This is a genomic window from Bacteroidota bacterium (genome assembly GCA_005882315.1).
Classification (GTDB): Bacteria; Bacteroidota; Bacteroidia; order Chitinophagales; family Chitinophagaceae; genus VBAR01.
The window spans coordinates 621,308-637,067 of the sequence record VBAR01000003.1 but is presented as its reverse complement, the minus strand read 5'-3'; the positions used below and the strand labels follow the sequence as shown (position 1 = coordinate 637,067).

The following is a 15,760-nucleotide window of genomic DNA, read 5'->3' as shown; positions in this document are numbered from 1 at the left end:
ATTCCCGAAAAATCTTTCGTATTTAACTCAATTCGTACTTCATATTTATTTTCTTCAACCATTTCTAAATAGCTGGTTGCCAATATGACCTCCCAGTTCCATCAACCATGCTATACCCAGGTGAACGATCAACCCCCCTAAAATTGATCGGGTATTATAAGCCACAACACCAAGAAGCACCCCTCCAAAAAATGAACTGATACATTCGCCAATGGGTTTACCAAAATGAATGGTACAATAAAATAGGGCCATCGGGAGAATAACATCCTTTCCAAACCATTTTACAAATCCAAAAACGAGAAAACCCCGGAAGAAAAGTTCTATTGAAATAAAATCGCTGCCATATGCAAGTTCAAAGAGTAGTTTCTCCCAAAATCCAAAATTTTCAGGGTGAGTAAAGCCCGACATCATTTTCATTTTAGGGTACATCTGTAAAAAATCATTTTGTGTAGATGCTGCTGCGATCAATGGAAGCATAATAAGTAGCATCAACCAGTAAGGCTTCCAGTCAATGCCTTTAATTTTTATTCCATAAAAATTTTCATTGGGATGAAAGATCCTCCGGATCATGAAAAGAACGAGTACAATCATTACCATAAGTGAGGGCCAATAAAGAACGAGTTCCCAGAAATGATTCTGATCATCGTTTTCTGAAATATTGAACCTGAAATTTAATGTAGTCTTTAATGAAAAAATAGCCGGGGCGAGTAAAAGAAGAAGAATGAAATTTTTATTGACAAATGATTTTCCCTTTCCGATGAATAAAACAAAGCAATAGGGAATTACAAATGCACTGAAAAAAATTATATAACGGTAAATAAAATTAGAAATAAGAGAGGGACTTGCTTCAATCGTATTATCGATAAAAAAATGATAATTGAGGAAGATAAACAGGGCTGCTGTAATAATAGTTCCGCTTAAAACGAACTTATTCACTTCGTAGAAATACTGCCCCAGGTAATTGATAATAGCCTTCATAAAGGATGAAAATAAAATATTTCTTCCTGGTTTAAACTTTTTTTGTCAGCACGGTTCTTATGTAGCGTAAATGAAATTCCTGAACCCTTTTAAAATGTATAGCTATGAAATTTGTATCATTTAACCGGATCGCATTAATTGCATCCATTCTTTTACTCAATGTATTTTTATTTAGCTGCAAAAAAGAAGCAAGTGTTTCCAATACAGCTGTAACCGAAGCAGAAGCTGCAGAATTATCTGATGAAAGTTCACAAGCTGAAGCAAGCTTTGACGACGCTGATGATATCGCAATGACTGCTGCTGATGAAGAAGGCAGTGCCGGTGGTTTTGGCGTGGAAGGAAAACTTTCTGTTGAGGCTCGTTTATATCTTCCTGCATTTGAAGAACTGCGTGCAAGGATTGGTGATTGTGCAACGATCACAATTACTCCTAACGACAGCACTTATCCTAAAACTGTTACGATAGATTTTGGCGATGGTTGTTTAGGTCGTGATGGCAAAGTGCGCAGTGGTAAATTAGTATTGCATTTTACAGCGCCTTTACGCAGACCGGGTTCTGTTGTTACCCTCACTTTTGTACGTTATCATGTAAACCGTATACATATTGAAGGCACCAAAATTTTCAGAAACCTGAGTGAGCCACCTGTACACAAATGGAGCATCGAAGTAAATGATGGTAAAGTAACTTTCCCTAACGGAAGAGGTTACACTTACGAAGGCATTAAATATGTAAAACAGATCGCCGGTATGCTTACACGAATTGTACGTGATGATGTGTACCAGATCGAAGGTCGTTCAAAAACAACTTTCAGAAACGGGTTAACAATCATATTGAATACGGTTGATCCGCTGATCAAGAAAGTAGCCTGTCATTGGATCAGCGAAGGAACGTTGAAAATTAAGATCAATGACCGTGAACTGAGATTGGATTTTGGTTTTCCTAATAATGGTGATTGCGATAATAAAGCATTACTTACCTGGAATAATGGAAACAGTCAAAGAATAATTTTTCTCCCATAATCAAGCATAATTGGCCGTCCAGAAAAAAAAGCCCCGCTTTATAGCGGGGCTTTCAATTATTTAAAAATGCGGTCAAAGAAATTTTTCATCTCATTCCATGAAGCGGTATCAGCAGCAGCATTATAAGCAAGAGGCAGTTTGAATTTCTGGCCCCATTCAGTTGCCTGTGGGTTAGTAAATGCATGAGTGGCGCCGTCATATACTTTTAAAGTGTATTTAGCACCGATTGAATCCATTTCTTTTTTAAACTGATCAACCTCAGGCTGCTTTACAAAAGAATCAGCACCTCCGTGACAAACAAGTATTTCTGCTTTCAATAAATTTTTATCAGGAGGTGCGCCAAATAAATTGCCATGAAAGCTTACTACTCCTTTTAGATCATCACCCATTTTGGCAACGCCTAAAACTATCGCGCCACCAAAGCAATAACCAATGGCTGCAATTCTTGAAGTATCAACATTCGGATTTTCTTTTAGCTTATTCAATGCTGCATCAAAATGAGATTTCGCCATCTGAGGATTTTGATAAAATGGCATAGCAAGTGCATTGGCTGTTTGTACATCTGTTCCCATTTGTCCATTGCCATACATATCAACTGCCAAAGCAACATAACCGAGTTCCGCCAGTTGTTTTGCACGACTTTTTACATAATCGTTTAATCCCCACCATTCGTGTACTACCAATACTGCGGGACGTTTTCTTTCTTTGTTCTCATCATAAACAAGAAAACTGTTCATGTTGAGACTGTCTACTTTATACGTGATAGCTTCTTCTTTTAATTTTAATGGTTTTGTTTCCGCAGTTTGTTTTGTTTCATTATTGCAGGCAGTAAGAAATAAAAATGGCAAAACAATGCAAACCAAGGCTATAGAAGTTGATCTCATATTAGATTTTTTAAATTTTAGAAAGGAGTTTAAAGTTCAAAAAATATTTTCAAGTACAGCCATCTTTTGAAAACAAAAAGACTCCTCTATATAATGAAGACTGTCATTACACAAATTGTCAGCAATATGAAATCGGAAAGACAGGTTTGTAAAACCTATTGATTTTCTTCAAGTATGGCATTGTGGAACTGGTTCTCTGCATCATAAATCCAGTCAGGTAAACCTGGTAATTCTTTAATTCTCCATTTGCCATCAACGTCGAACATGCTGAATGTAATACGATTGCCACGGTCATCAACTGTATCTACACTAAAGTAAGGAGAAGGTTCTGCGTTATGTTTCAAAAAATTGAATTCTCTCAACCGCAGGTGTACTTTCAGCACTTTGGTGAACTGGATGTTTTTAATAAATTGGATATACATAGCTTTTACAGAGTTTTTAATTTATGAGCAATTCTTATGCTAAGATGAATTTTGCAGAAATAAAATTTATCAACACTATAAGTTATGACATTTATATAACATCTGAACAGATTCGAAAACCTTTTAACAGTGAACCGGGATATTAAATATGGTAAGTAGGGGAAGTTTGGCTACCTTTCAGGCCAACATCGTAGTTTCTTATCTCAATTCTCCTTAATGCTTTTTATTCTGGTCTTCGTTTTATGCCACTGGTATCTATCTCTTTTTACCCTTACTTTTTTACAACACAGATATGCTTCTCATGCTGTATTTAGTATGACTAAACCATGGGAACGATTTTTTTATATGTTCGCCTACCTGGCGCAAGGCTCTGCTTATGTGAGTCCACGGAACTTTGCCATCCTGCACAGAATGCATCATGCTTATACTGATACGGAGAAAGATCCGCATTCACCATTGTATGATAAAAATGTTTTTACCCTGATGTGGAATACCAGGGCTTATTCTACTGCATTGTTCAAAGGGAAGATCACACCTGAAGATAGGTTCCTTAAAAACCTTCCTGATTGGGCCAGGTTGGATAACTGGGCACATTCATGGATGTCAAGAGTAATGTGGATGCTTATCTATACTGTACTTTATATTCTGTTTGCGCCATCTGCATGGTGGTGGTTTTTAATTCCTTTTCATATTCTTACTGTACCTATTGCGGCTGTTTTTATCAACTGGGTGGCACATAAATATGGCTCCGTAAATTATGAGATGAAAAACACATCAAAGAATTTATGGCCTTTTGATTTTATTATGCTTGGCGAAGCTTATCATAATAATCATCATAAATATCCTGCATCACCAAATATGGGAAGAAAATGGTTTGAAATAGATCCTGTTTACTACATTATACTTTTCTTTCACAAGCTGCGAATAGTAAAAATTAACAAGCAGCCACTCAGTCATGACTAGGATGATCATTTAGTCATTGTTTCGTTATTCTTGTTTTATACAATCGGCAGATTATATTTAATTAGCAAATACGGCCAGTAAATGCTATCTTTGCTGTTCTTAATGTTACAGCTCTCTCTGTTTGTGTTGTATAATCCTTCCCAAATATTGTGATGTTTTAACGTAAGGCGGATAAGTATCAATTCTTTTTTGATAGCCTTATCACATTTATTCATTAAAATATTTTTCGTGTCATTTAAAGATTTACAGCTAATAGAGCCTGTATTACAGGCCCTAGGCAAAGAAGGGTACACCAACCCCACACCGATTCAGTCACAAGCTATTCCCGCCATTCTGCAAAAAAGAGATTTGTTGGGCTGTGCACAAACAGGCACCGGTAAAACGGCTGCATTCACTATTCCTGTATTGCAATTAATGTTTCAGCAAAAACAACTGGAGCATGAACAAACAAAGAATCAGCAATCATCCGATCGGAGACATCATCGCCGTATTCAAACTTTAATTCTTACACCAACCCGTGAACTCGCAATTCAAATTGGTGAAAGCATTGAAGCTTACGGTCGCTATCTTCCTTTTAAGCATAAGGTTATTTTTGGCGGTGTTCCGCAATATAGCCAGGTACAAGCGATTCGCGGTGGAATTGATATCATCGTTGCTACACCCGGTCGTTTGCTAGACCTGATGCAGCAGCGGGTGCTTTCATTAAACGATATTCAATACTTTGTATTGGATGAAGCAGATCGTATGCTTGATATGGGTTTTATACATGATGTAAGGCGCATTATTGAAAAACTTCCGGCAAAAAGACAAACATTATTTTTTAGCGCTACCATGCCATCAGAAATAAAAAATCTTTCTGGCATGTTGTTGACTAATCCTGTAAAAGTAGAAGTAACACCTCCTGCAACTACAGTGGATATGATTCAGCAATCAGTTTATTTTGTTGAGAAACAAAACAAGCAATCACTGCTTATTCAGTTGCTGAAGGATGAAAAGATTGAAACAGTGCTTGTATTTACCCAAATGAAATATGCTGCAGATAAACTGGCACGCAGCCTGAATCATGCTGGTATCCGTACAGAAGCAATTCATGGAAATAAATCTCAAGGTGCACGACAATCGGCGTTAACTAATTTTAAAAACAGGAAGACCCGTGTGTTGGTAGCAACAGATATTGCTGCCCGAGGAATTGATATTGATGAACTGACCCACGTATTAAATTATGAATTGCCAAATATCCCCGAAACCTATGTACATCGTATCGGAAGAACGGGTAGGGCAGGCGCTAGTGGTGTTGCCATTTCTTTTTGCGACTGGAGTGAAAAAATGTTTCTTACCGATATTGAAAAGTTGATTAAGAAAGCTATTCCTGTAACAGAAGGTCATGCGTTTGATAATAAGCTAATGCATAATATACCTGTTTCGGCAGCTCCACAATCATCGGGAGGTAATTTCCGTGCATACGGTGGTGGAAGAAAATCAAGAAGATCTTTTACACAAGGAAGATAAATTGTATAAATCAGGGAGCTCAAACTCCCTTAATTTTGCGCCATGACAATCGAAAAATTACAGGATATGCGGTCCCGCATTGACGGGATAAGGAGGTTTCTTTGACGTCGCTAACCGACAATCTAAAATCGAAAACGATAAGCAGCTTTCTCTGAGTCCGGGTTTTTGGGATGATAATACCCGTGCAACTGCTACCATGAAAGAAATCAAGGTGAATGAATACTGGGTGAATTTGTTTGAAGAAACAGAATCAGCCGTAGAAGATTTTGCTGTATTATTTGATTTCTGGAAAGCTGGCGATGCTACCGAAGAAGAAACAAAGGCAGCTTACGACAAAGCATTGACGATGCTTGATGACGCAGAATTCAAAGCCACATTAAATGAACCCGAAGATGAATTGCCTGCTGTATTGCAGATAAATTCCGGTGCCGGTGGAACAGAAAGCCAGGACTGGGCAGAAATGCTTGCACGTATGTACCGCATGTATGGCGAAAAGCAAGGATGGAAAGTAACAGAACTCGATTGGCAATGGGGCGATGGCGCCGGAATAAAAACATGTACTTACCAATTTGATGGCCCTTTTGCATATGGATTTTTAAAAGCAGAAAGCGGCGTTCACCGTTTAGTTCGTATTTCACCTTTTGATAGTAATGCAAGAAGACATACTTCTTTTGTTTCTGTATTTGTATACCCGTTGGTTGATGATACGATCAATATTGAAATAAAACCTGCTGATGTAAAAATGGAAACATCAAGAAGTGGTGGTGCAGGTGGGCAAAACGTAAATAAAGTAGAAACAAAAGTTCAGTTAACCCATATCCCTACAGGAATCGTTGTTGTTTGCCAGCAGGACAGAAGTCAGTTAGGTAACAGGGAATTGGCTATGCAAATGCTGAAGAGTCGTTTGTATGAAGAAGAACTACGCAAACGCCAGGCTATAAAAGATGCCACAAATTCTACTAAGAAAAAAATCGAATGGGGATCACAGATCCGTTCATATGTTTTTCACCCTTATAAAATGATAAAAGATCATCGTACCAATTTTGAGGTGGGCAATGTGCAACCGGTGATGGACGGTGAACTCGATGGATTTATAAAAGCATATTTGATGAGTGAAAAAGAAAGTGAAGCGTAATAATATTTCGGAGTCTTTCATTTTTAAATAGAATTATTTTATCATAATAAATTTCATGTTATGAGTATTGGAACATTTTCATATCCCATGCCAGTGAATGAACCTGTATTAAGTTATGCTTCGGGTTCTTCTGAAAGAAAAAGATTAAAAGAAGTTTTAGCTGAATTAAAAGGTCAGCAAATAGATGTACCGATGTATATCGGCAGTAAGGAAGTACGGACAAATAAAAAAGGGACGATGCGTCCTCCGCATGAAACATCTCATACTTTAGGAACTTATTCTGAGGGTGACGAAAAACATATACGATTGGCAATTGATGCAGCGCTGGAAGCAAAAGAAGAATGGGCTAATATGAGTTGGGAAAGCCGTGCAGGAATATTTTTAAAAACAGCTGATCTTATTGCAACAAAATATCGTCCGTACATGAATGGAACAACGATGCTTGGACAAAGTAAAAATGCTTACCAGGCGGAGATTGATGCTGCATGTGAACTGATCGACTTTTTACGTTTTAATGTTCATTTCTTAAGTGAAATTTATAAGCAACAACCCATTAGCAGTACCGGTATGCATAACAGGATGGAGTATCGTCCGCTTGAAGGATTTGTTTTAGCAATCACTCCTTTCAACTTTACGGCAATTGGTGGTAACCTGCCAACATCAGCAGCTATGTGTGGTAATACTGTTGTATGGAAAGTGGCACATACACAGATATATTCTGCACAAATGTTTATGCGTATTTTAAAAGAAGCTGGTTTGCCGGATGGTGTTATCAATTTAATTTATGTTGATGGCCCTACATTGGGAAAAGTTTGTTTCAGTCACCCGGCATTTGCAGGAGTGCATTTTACAGGCTCTACAGGTGTATTTAATTATATGTGGAAAACGATTGGTGAAAATTTGCCGATGTATAAATCTTATCCACGCATTGTTGGTGAAACGGGTGGTAAAGATTTTGTGATTGCACATAAATCTGCTGACCCGGATGTAGTAGCTACAGCATTGCTTCGTGGCGCATTCGAGTACCAGGGGCAAAAATGCTCAGCTGCATCGAGAGCCTATATTTCTTCTAATATTGCAGAAGAAGTAAAAGCGAAATTAATAGCAGGTGTAAAGAGTTTTAAAATGGGAAACCCGGAAGATTTTTCCAATTTTATTAATGCTGTTATCGATGAAAAAAGTTTCAATAGTATCAAACAATATATTGATAACGCTAAAAAAGATCCGAAGGCGGAGATATGGGTTGGCGGAAAATGTGATAGTAAGCAAGGCTGGTTTGTTCAACCAACTATAATACAAGCTAAAGATCCTAAGTACGTAACAATGTGTGAAGAAATATTTGGGCCAGTACTTACCGTTTATATTTATCCTGCAAACAGTTTTGAAAAAACATTGGAACTCTTGGATAACACTTCACCTTATGCATTGACCGGTGCTGTTATTTCAACTGATAGAAATGCAATTGAACTTGCAACAACAAAACTCAGAAACGCTGCCGGTAATTTTTATATCAATGATAAACCAACGGGTGCAGTAGTAGGTCAGCAGCCATTCGGAGGTGCAAGAGCTAGTGGTACAAATGATAAAGCAGGAAGTATTTTAAATCTTTATCGCTGGTTAAGTGCAAGAACAATTAAAGAAACATTTAATCCACCAATTGATTATCGTTACCCTTTTATGTCTGAACAATAAAAAGGAAGTCTAAACAACAGGAATTTTTTTATATTTTTCATTACTCTGCTTTAAAATCTCTTCGTTTTAACCTGTTATAAAAACCTTGCTGGCATGGTTTTAACTATCCATTTGTTTGTCAAGAATTGTGAATTGGATAACTAAAATCATGTATTATGAAAAAAAACATTTTAATGGCGGCTGCGTGTTTATTGATGAATTATTTTATAAATGCTCAAAACACTCAGGCTAAAAATCAAACTACTCATGTACAGCTTGGAATAAAAGCAGGGGTTAATATTGCAAACATCCATGTTGAGGGTGAGGATGATAATAACGAATACGATTCAAGAACAGGTTTTCATATCGGAGGTTTAGCACATATTCATCTATCTGATCATTTTGCCGTGCAACCTGAAATTGTATATTCAACGGAAGGAGCAGAAGCTACAGGAGTGAAGCTTAAACGAGATTATATTAACGTTCCTGTATTGGTCCAGTATATGATAAATGATGGATTTCGCTTGCAAACTGGCCCACAGGTTGGCTTTTTAGTTTCAGCTAAAAATGAAATAGGCGATACGGAAGTTGACGTAAAAGATAATGTGAATACGGTAGGTTTTGCCTGGTCCTTTGGTGCCAGCTATCTTACAAAAATAGGAGTGGGATTTGATGCCAGGTATAATCTTGGTATTACTAACATTAACGAAAATAATTCTATTCCTGAATCAAGGAACAGAGTGTGGCAAATAGGAGCGTTTTATCAATTTTCACATTGATACATTTATCTTTTAGAAAGACCATAAAAAGAAAGCTGCTTTGTTATGAAGCAGCTTTCTTTTTATGTGAATTAGTATTTAAAGGTTGAAGCGTCAAAACTCTGTATTAAAATTTGTTTTGTTGATATGATGGAGTTTTCCGTTCCTTGCTTACTTTTAGTGAAATTTTTGAATTGAAATCTATTTTATCCGAACAACAACTGGCAATTACAATTAAAAGACTGGCACACCAGCTTCTCGAGAATCATGTCAATCTTGAAAACACAGTATTGATCGGGTTACAGCCCCGCGGTATTTTTTTATCTGATCGGATAGTGGAAGAAATAAAAAAAGAAATACCTGGAGGTGAAATTTTATACGGTAAACTCGACATTACATTTTACCGTGATGATATCCGCAAGGAATTGCATAATGCTAACCGGACCGATATCCCTTTTTCAATCGAAAATAAAAATGTGGTGCTGATAGATGATGTGTTGTACACGGGAAGAACGATTAGAGCTGCGTTGGACGCATTACTTGATTTTGGTCGGCCCGAAAAAGTAGAACTTTGCGTATTAATTGACAGAAGATTCAGCCGCCAACTCCCTATCCAAGCAGATTATGCCGGTAAATCCATTGATTCCATCGTTACCCAAAAAGTAAAAGTGCTATGGAAATCAAAAGATGGAAAAGATGAAGTGATTTTTCTTGAATAATTTTGTTGCATAAAACCGTAACATGAAAAAAACAATGACATATTTCTTAATGGTGTTATTGTTTTCTAATTCTGCTTTCAATACTCTATTACCTAATCATCCTGTTTCTCGTTTATCTGTTGATACGGTCTTTATAGCTGTTCAGTTCATCTTTCCCGATAATACAACCGGAGAGATTCAAAAGGATAACTATTTTCTTGAATTGCTAAAAAACGATTTCAAAAAAAAGGAAGAAAAAAGCAAGAAGCATTTTGAATTCCTCGATTCTGCATTCGTAAATAACCCGGCAGCTTATCAATTGAAGGTTACATTCTTTAATTTGAAAATAGGGGATGAGAAAAGAGAACAAAATACCCGATTAGCTAGCAGGGAAAAATCAAAAACAGTGTTTGATCTGGCCGCACAGGAGCATAAAGTACAATCTGAAACCTACCAGGCGGATATCACACATATAAAGAAAACCATTTCTTGCACAATCGATATCACTGTTGAAATATATGAACCCGGAAAAACAAATGCAACTCTAAACAAAAATTACACCGGCAATTATGCCTGGGTAAATGAATACATAACTTATACGGGTGCCGTAGAGCCGCTTACTACGGCAGAATTAAAGCTTGCCCGCAACCGTGACCAAAACCCTCCATTGCACACAACAATGATCAGGTACCTGCTGCAAAATAGTTACATCGAGATAAGCGGACAACTCTACCCGGTCTTAAAAGAAAAGAAAGCATTTTAGCTGCGATTTCTCCGCTTAAATTCTTTTTGCATATTGTGCCCAAAGCGGTTAACTTCGCCCTTTAATGCAACTATCCACTCGAAATCTGCTCGGCATTAAAGACCTTACACCCGGCGATATTTCATTAATTCTTTCTACAGCCGAACAATTCAAAGAAGTTTTACAGCGACCCGTAAAAAAAGTCCCATCGCTTCGTGATGTAACGATCGTCAATCTTTTTTACGAAAATTCGACACGTACACGGTTCTCTTTTGAACTAGCTGAAAAAAGATTAAGTGCTGATACGATCAATTTCGCAGTTTCTGGTTCTTCGGCAGCAAAAGGTGAAACATTACTGGACACTGTGAATAATATTCTTTCCATGAAAGTGGATATGGTAGTGATGCGGCATAGTGCAAGCGGCGCCCCGCATTTCCTGGCTAAACATATTCCTGCAGCTATCATAAATGCCGGTGATGGGATCAATGAACATCCTACGCAAGGATTACTTGATGCATTTTCAATGAAAGAAAAGTTCGGCAAATTGGAAGGACTAAAAGTGGCAATCATCGGAGATATCATGCACAGTCGTGTAGCGATGAGTAATATTTACCTGCTTACAAAAATGGGAGCAAGGGTTACTGTATGTGGTCCGCCCACATTAATTCCGAAATATCTTGCGGACGCATTTGGAGTAGAAGTAAGTTATAATCTGAAGGAGACACTTGAATGGTGTGATGTAGCCAATGTATTACGTATACAATTAGAAAGACAGAACCAGGTTTTATTTTCTTCGCTACGGGAATACAATCTTGCTTATGGCATCAAGAGAAATCTGCTAGACAGTTTGAGTAAAGAAATAACTGTAATGCATCCTGGCCCGATAAACCGCGGTGTAGAACTAGATAGCGATGTGGCAGATAGCAAACAATCTATCATCCTCCAACAAGTAGAAAATGGTGTAGCGGTGAGAATGGCTGTATTGTACCTGCTTTCAGGAAGAAATCCTCTGAATAATTAATAATTATTAATCAATAATTATTAGCTTGTCATCGCTAATAATCATTCTATGTATCGTATTTGTCTTTTTCCTGGCACCTTTGACCCTGTAACACTCGGGCATGTAGATATTATTAACCGGGCTATTCCCTTATTTGATAAGATCATCGTGGGTATCGGGTTGAATACAGCAAAGGCGCCAATGTTTACTCCTGAACAAAGAATGACATGGATCAATGATTTGTATAAAGATGAGGAAAGGGTAGAAGGGGCGATCTATCAGGGGCTGACGGTTGATTTCTGTAAAAAGATCGGTGCACAGTTTATATTACGCGGCATCCGCTACGTAAGCGATTTTGAGTATGAAAAAACAATTGCCGATGCTAATAGACAGTTGGATAAATCAATTGAAACAATATTTTTAACGGGTGAACCGAAGTACACTTCGGTGGCATCTACAATTGTGAGAGATATTATCAGGAATAATGGTGATGCAAGTCACTTTTTACCTGAGTTAGTTTATAATTCTTTAAAAAAATAATTTAAAAGACTATGATCTGGTTTGATAAAGAAATAACGATCGAGAAACTCAGGCCTTTTGAGATAAAAACAATGGCTGAGCATATCGGCATTGAGTTTACAGAAATAGGGAAAGATTTTTTGAAGGCTAAAATGCCGGTTGATCATAGGACACTGCAACCTTATGGTTTATTGCATGGCGGTGCAAGTTGTGTGCTTGCAGAAACCGTAGGAAGCCTTGCAGCAGCAATGGTGGTTGATCACACGAAATATGCTTGTGTAGGACTTGACATTAATGCCAATCATGTACGCAGTGCAAGAGAAGGTTATGTAACAGGTATTGCAACTCCTTTACATCTTGGCGCAAATACTCATGTATGGGATATAAAGATCTATGATGAGTTGAATAAATTGATCTGCATCAGCCGGCTTACAGTAGCTGTAGTGCCAAAGAAAGAATCATTTATCAGACCAGGATTGTAATATTTCAACAACATTCGGATAGGTGTTGCTATAATAAGTTTTTAATTTATCCGGCCTCACCCATTTTATTTCTTCAATGCCTTCGTTGGTTTGCGGCACTAAATTTTGTTCGCCGATTATTTTCATCTTATACCAGTTACTTTCTTTCAGGATATATCTTGCGCCTTCATGATAAGTATGATAGGTAGCAGATAAAATTTTTTCGATCTTTGGTTTTTTTAAACCTGTTTCTTCTTCAACTTCCCGCACAGCACATTCATCCAGTTTTTCTCCTTTGTCTAATTTGCCCTTCGGCAGATCCCATTTTCCTCTTCTGAAGATCAGGAGCACATCACCATCTTCATTTGTCACCAATCCGCCAGCCGCTTGTATGAATGTAAATTTTTTAAAAAAAGCTTTTTTCAATTCATCAAAATCTTTATGATAGAAAACACCCGCATGCACTTTAGCCACCTGCATTTCATGTATCATCGATTTTATTGTATGTGAATTCAGTTCATCAATAAAGATGGCATCATCATGATGAACATATTCATTGATATACGTGGTTATCTCATCGCAGAGATAAAGCGGCTTGTCGTCGAAAAATATTTTAATGAACATATCGTATTAAAAATATTTCACCTTGCCCGGAACCGGGATAGGATAGAACCCATCGTCACCCGGTAGGACAAGCGGCATTTCATTCCAGCCAAATTTCTTCGGCATAATATCAATTCCGCTATTAATAGCTTTTTCCCAATCTATCACCTGGCCGCTATACGTTGCCATCCTTCCAAGGATGGATGTCATTGTGCTCTTTGCACCATTGCCCGCATCCGCAAATTTGTAATCGCCTCTTTCAATAGTGGCAAACAATTCATCATGCTCAGTTTGGTAAGGATTGTTGTCAGTTTTTTTATCAAACTGATAAATTATTTTACCACTTCTGCTTGTAATATTTGCAGCACCACATTTAATAGTTCCTTTTGTTCCGATCAATAGTTCATCCACTTTACTCATGGTTCCGGGTATATGTCTACACTGGCTATTCAATATTGAACCATCAGCATAAGTGAACTCAACATAATGATGATCGAATATCTCGCCATGCTCTTTTCCTTTTCTTACCTGTCTTCCCCCCATACCCTGTGCTTTTACAGGATAGCTACCTTTGAACCAGTTGATGACATCAATATTGTGGATATGCTGTTCTGCAATATGATCACCGCAAAGCCAGACAAAATAATACCAGTTACGCATCTGGTATTCCATTTCAGTTTGCTCTGGTTTGCGGGGATTTACCCATACGCCATCATTATTCCACCATGCCTGCGCTGAAGTAATATCGCCGATCTTGTCTTTGCGTTTATATAATTCACGATACGAATTCTGGTAATGACGTTGTAAGCCCACAACTACATTTAGTTTTTTCTGTTTTGCAATTTCTGCTGCATCTAATACTTTTTTTATACCAGCCGGGTCTGTTGCCACTGGTTTTTCCATGAATACATGCTTGCCCTGCTTTATAGCTTCTTCAAAATGTATTGGGCGGAAACCAGGAGGTGTTGTCAGTATTACCACATCAGCATGAGCAATTGCTTTTGCATAAGCATCAAAGCCGGTGTACTTTCTTTCTTCAGGCACATCAATTTTTGCTTTTACATTTCCTTTTCCTCCTCCGGCATCACTAAGATCCTCTGCGGTTAATGTCTTATAACAACCATCCAGCCTATCGCGGAAAGCATCAGCCATTGCAACGAGTTTTACATTTTGTTTTGTAAGCAAAGCCTGCATTGCAGCGCCGGTGCCACGTCCTCCGCAACCGATCAATGCAATTTTTATTTCACCGGCAGCACCGGAAAAATAATTAGCTTTAGAAAGGAGTGGAGCAGCGATCAATCCGCCTGCTATCAATGAACTTTGTTTTACAAATTCTCTGCGACTTTTTGAGTTGTTAATTTCATTATTCATGGTTTGCAATTTTTATTTTCCAAGATATTTTTTATAGAACGTTTCTGCTTCCTCTTTTGTTGGTGCTGCTAAAGGTCGGACAATTCTGAATCCAACGTGTGCCGCATCTGTAAGCCACCATTTACTTTTTGGTATCTGCGGATCTCGTTTATTCCAGGATGGATCGGATGACCATCGTTTAGTAATGTATAGGTCTTCTGCTTTATCAAGATAGCTTCCGCCTTTCAATGTATGCGGAAATTTTGATTTCAATATTTCAGCAGCGGGGTTTAAAGCATCATCATTCAGTTTAGTATAGTAGTCTGCAGAGTAGTGATCAAGTGTCCATTCTGTAAGATTGCCCAGCATATCATACAATCCCCATGCATTTGGCTTTTTCTGTCCTACTTTCTGATATTTTGAATTACTGTTATCTACAAACCAGGCGTTGTCTTTAAGTTCGGATCTATCCTTACCGAAATAATATCCGTCTTTACTGCCTGCACGGCATGCATATTCCCATTCGGCTTCTGTTGGCAGACGATAAAAAATACCTGTCGTTTTATAAAGCCAGCGGCAAAACATCAGCGCATTGAATTGCGACATGCTGTTTGCAGGAAAACCACCATCTCTTCCCATATCCCAACTGAGATCGATGTACTGAGCAGTGGGTCTTGTCACAGCATCTACATCAGCATTGACGCTGGTAAGTTCGTCTTTGAAAAAGATATCATACTGGTCATGTGTTATTTCATACATGCCCATCCAGAAAGCTGAAAGATTTATTTTATGTGCAGGCTTTTCATCCGGAGATGCTGCATTATTATTCCCTAAAACAAAATTGCCTTCTGGTATTGGTGCCATTTTTATTTTTAAAGCTGAACGGGGTACAGGTTGTTCATAAACTTTAAATACGCTGTCGGTTTGCTGTTGTGCAGAAAGAAGATTGAATGAAAATAATACGGCGGCAATCAGAAGGAATTTCATCGTACAGTTTAGAGCTTGAAAGTTAAGTAAAGAAGCGTTACGGCGAACTGATTATTCAGTA

Annotated in this window: 17 protein-coding genes; 11 read left to right on the top strand and 6 right to left on the bottom strand. The window is 37.9% G+C overall.

The window, feature by feature from the left end:
* Positions 1–54 precede the first annotated feature (54 nt).
* Positions 55–978 (bottom strand): CPBP family intramembrane metalloprotease, encoded by a 924-nt coding sequence (locus tag E6H07_16240; GenBank protein TMI62951.1) that lies wholly within the window; start codon positions 976–978, stop codon positions 55–57.
* 104 nt (positions 979–1,082) lie between these two features.
* Here E6H07_16240 and E6H07_16235 point away from each other — a divergent pair, with 104 nt between their 5' ends.
* The gene (locus tag E6H07_16235) at positions 1,083–1,997 is read left to right on the top strand and encodes a hypothetical protein (protein ID TMI62950.1); all 915 of its coding nucleotides are present in this window, start codon (positions 1,083–1,085) and stop codon (positions 1,995–1,997) included.
* Positions 1,998–2,053: 56 nt separating this feature from the next.
* Here E6H07_16235 and E6H07_16230 read toward each other — a convergent pair whose 3' ends face one another.
* The gene (locus E6H07_16230) at positions 2,054–2,881 is read right to left on the bottom strand and encodes a dienelactone hydrolase family protein (protein TMI62949.1); all 828 of its coding nucleotides are present in this window, start codon (positions 2,879–2,881) and stop codon (positions 2,054–2,056) included.
* Positions 2,882–3,036: 155 nt separating this feature from the next.
* Positions 3,037–3,303, bottom strand: a complete 267-nt coding sequence (locus E6H07_16225) for a hypothetical protein (GenBank protein ID TMI62948.1) — start codon at positions 3,301–3,303, stop codon at positions 3,037–3,039.
* Positions 3,304–3,519: 216 nt separating this feature from the next.
* Here E6H07_16225 and E6H07_16220 point away from each other — a divergent pair, with 216 nt between their 5' ends.
* The 10 genes from E6H07_16220 (at position 3,520) to E6H07_16175 (ending at position 12,780) form a co-directional block, all read left to right on the top strand.
* Positions 3,520–4,266, top strand: a complete 747-nt coding sequence (locus tag E6H07_16220) for an acyl-CoA desaturase (GenBank protein ID TMI62947.1) — start codon at positions 3,520–3,522, stop codon at positions 4,264–4,266.
* Between the two features lie 228 nt (positions 4,267–4,494).
* Complete coding sequence (locus E6H07_16215; protein ID TMI62946.1) at positions 4,495–5,775, top strand: DEAD/DEAH box helicase; 1,281 nt, start codon at positions 4,495–4,497, stop codon at positions 5,773–5,775.
* A 42-nt stretch (positions 5,776–5,817) separates the two neighbouring features.
* Positions 5,818–6,910, top strand: a protein-coding gene (locus E6H07_16210; protein TMI62945.1) for a peptide chain release factor 2 whose coding sequence is annotated in 2 segments (ribosomal slippage) — positions 5,818–5,877 and positions 5,879–6,910 — 1,092 coding nt in all. Because the reading frame shifts where the segments join, the coding sequence is not laid out codon by codon here.
* Positions 6,911–6,970: 60 nt separating this feature from the next.
* Complete coding sequence (gene pruA, locus E6H07_16205) at positions 6,971–8,602, top strand: L-glutamate gamma-semialdehyde dehydrogenase (protein TMI62944.1); 1,632 nt, start codon at positions 6,971–6,973, stop codon at positions 8,600–8,602.
* A 155-nt stretch (positions 8,603–8,757) separates the two neighbouring features.
* On the top strand, positions 8,758–9,360 hold the full coding sequence (locus tag E6H07_16200) for a PorT family protein (protein ID TMI62943.1): 603 nt from the start codon (positions 8,758–8,760) through the stop codon (positions 9,358–9,360).
* A 173-nt stretch (positions 9,361–9,533) separates the two neighbouring features.
* Positions 9,534–10,058, top strand: coding sequence for a bifunctional pyr operon transcriptional regulator/uracil phosphoribosyltransferase PyrR (gene pyrR, locus E6H07_16195; protein TMI62942.1), 525 nt, complete (start codon positions 9,534–9,536; stop codon positions 10,056–10,058).
* Positions 10,059–10,080: 22 nt separating this feature from the next.
* Positions 10,081–10,800 carry a hypothetical protein gene (locus E6H07_16190; GenBank protein TMI62941.1) on the top strand — a complete coding sequence of 240 codons (720 nt, stop codon included), beginning with the start codon at positions 10,081–10,083 and terminating at the stop codon, positions 10,798–10,800.
* A 64-nt stretch (positions 10,801–10,864) separates the two neighbouring features.
* Positions 10,865–11,800: an aspartate carbamoyltransferase catalytic subunit gene (locus tag E6H07_16185; protein ID TMI62940.1), complete on the top strand. Its 936-nt coding sequence runs from the start codon at positions 10,865–10,867 to the stop codon at positions 11,798–11,800.
* Between the two features lie 48 nt (positions 11,801–11,848).
* Positions 11,849–12,319 carry a pantetheine-phosphate adenylyltransferase gene (gene coaD, locus E6H07_16180; protein TMI62939.1) on the top strand — a complete coding sequence of 157 codons (471 nt, stop codon included), beginning with the start codon at positions 11,849–11,851 and terminating at the stop codon, positions 12,317–12,319.
* Positions 12,320–12,330: 11 nt separating this feature from the next.
* Positions 12,331–12,780 (top strand): hotdog fold thioesterase, encoded by a 450-nt coding sequence (locus E6H07_16175; GenBank protein TMI62938.1) that lies wholly within the window; start codon positions 12,331–12,333, stop codon positions 12,778–12,780.
* On the opposite strand, the gene E6H07_16170 is transcribed toward E6H07_16175, so the two are convergent.
* The 3 genes from E6H07_16170 to E6H07_16160 are packed head-to-tail and all read right to left on the bottom strand — an operon-like array spanning position 12,757 to position 15,699.
* Entirely contained in the window at positions 12,757–13,383 is a 627-nt protein-coding gene (locus tag E6H07_16170; protein ID TMI62937.1) for an NUDIX domain-containing protein, read from the bottom strand. The genes E6H07_16175 and E6H07_16170 overlap by 24 nt on opposite strands.
* 6 nt (positions 13,384–13,389) lie before the next feature.
* Complete coding sequence (locus tag E6H07_16165) at positions 13,390–14,733, bottom strand: Gfo/Idh/MocA family oxidoreductase (protein TMI62936.1); 1,344 nt, start codon at positions 14,731–14,733, stop codon at positions 13,390–13,392.
* 12 nt (positions 14,734–14,745) lie between these two features.
* On the bottom strand, positions 14,746–15,699 hold the full coding sequence (locus tag E6H07_16160; protein ID TMI62935.1) for a formylglycine-generating enzyme family protein: 954 nt from the start codon (positions 15,697–15,699) through the stop codon (positions 14,746–14,748).
* Positions 15,700–15,760 lie beyond the last annotated feature (61 nt).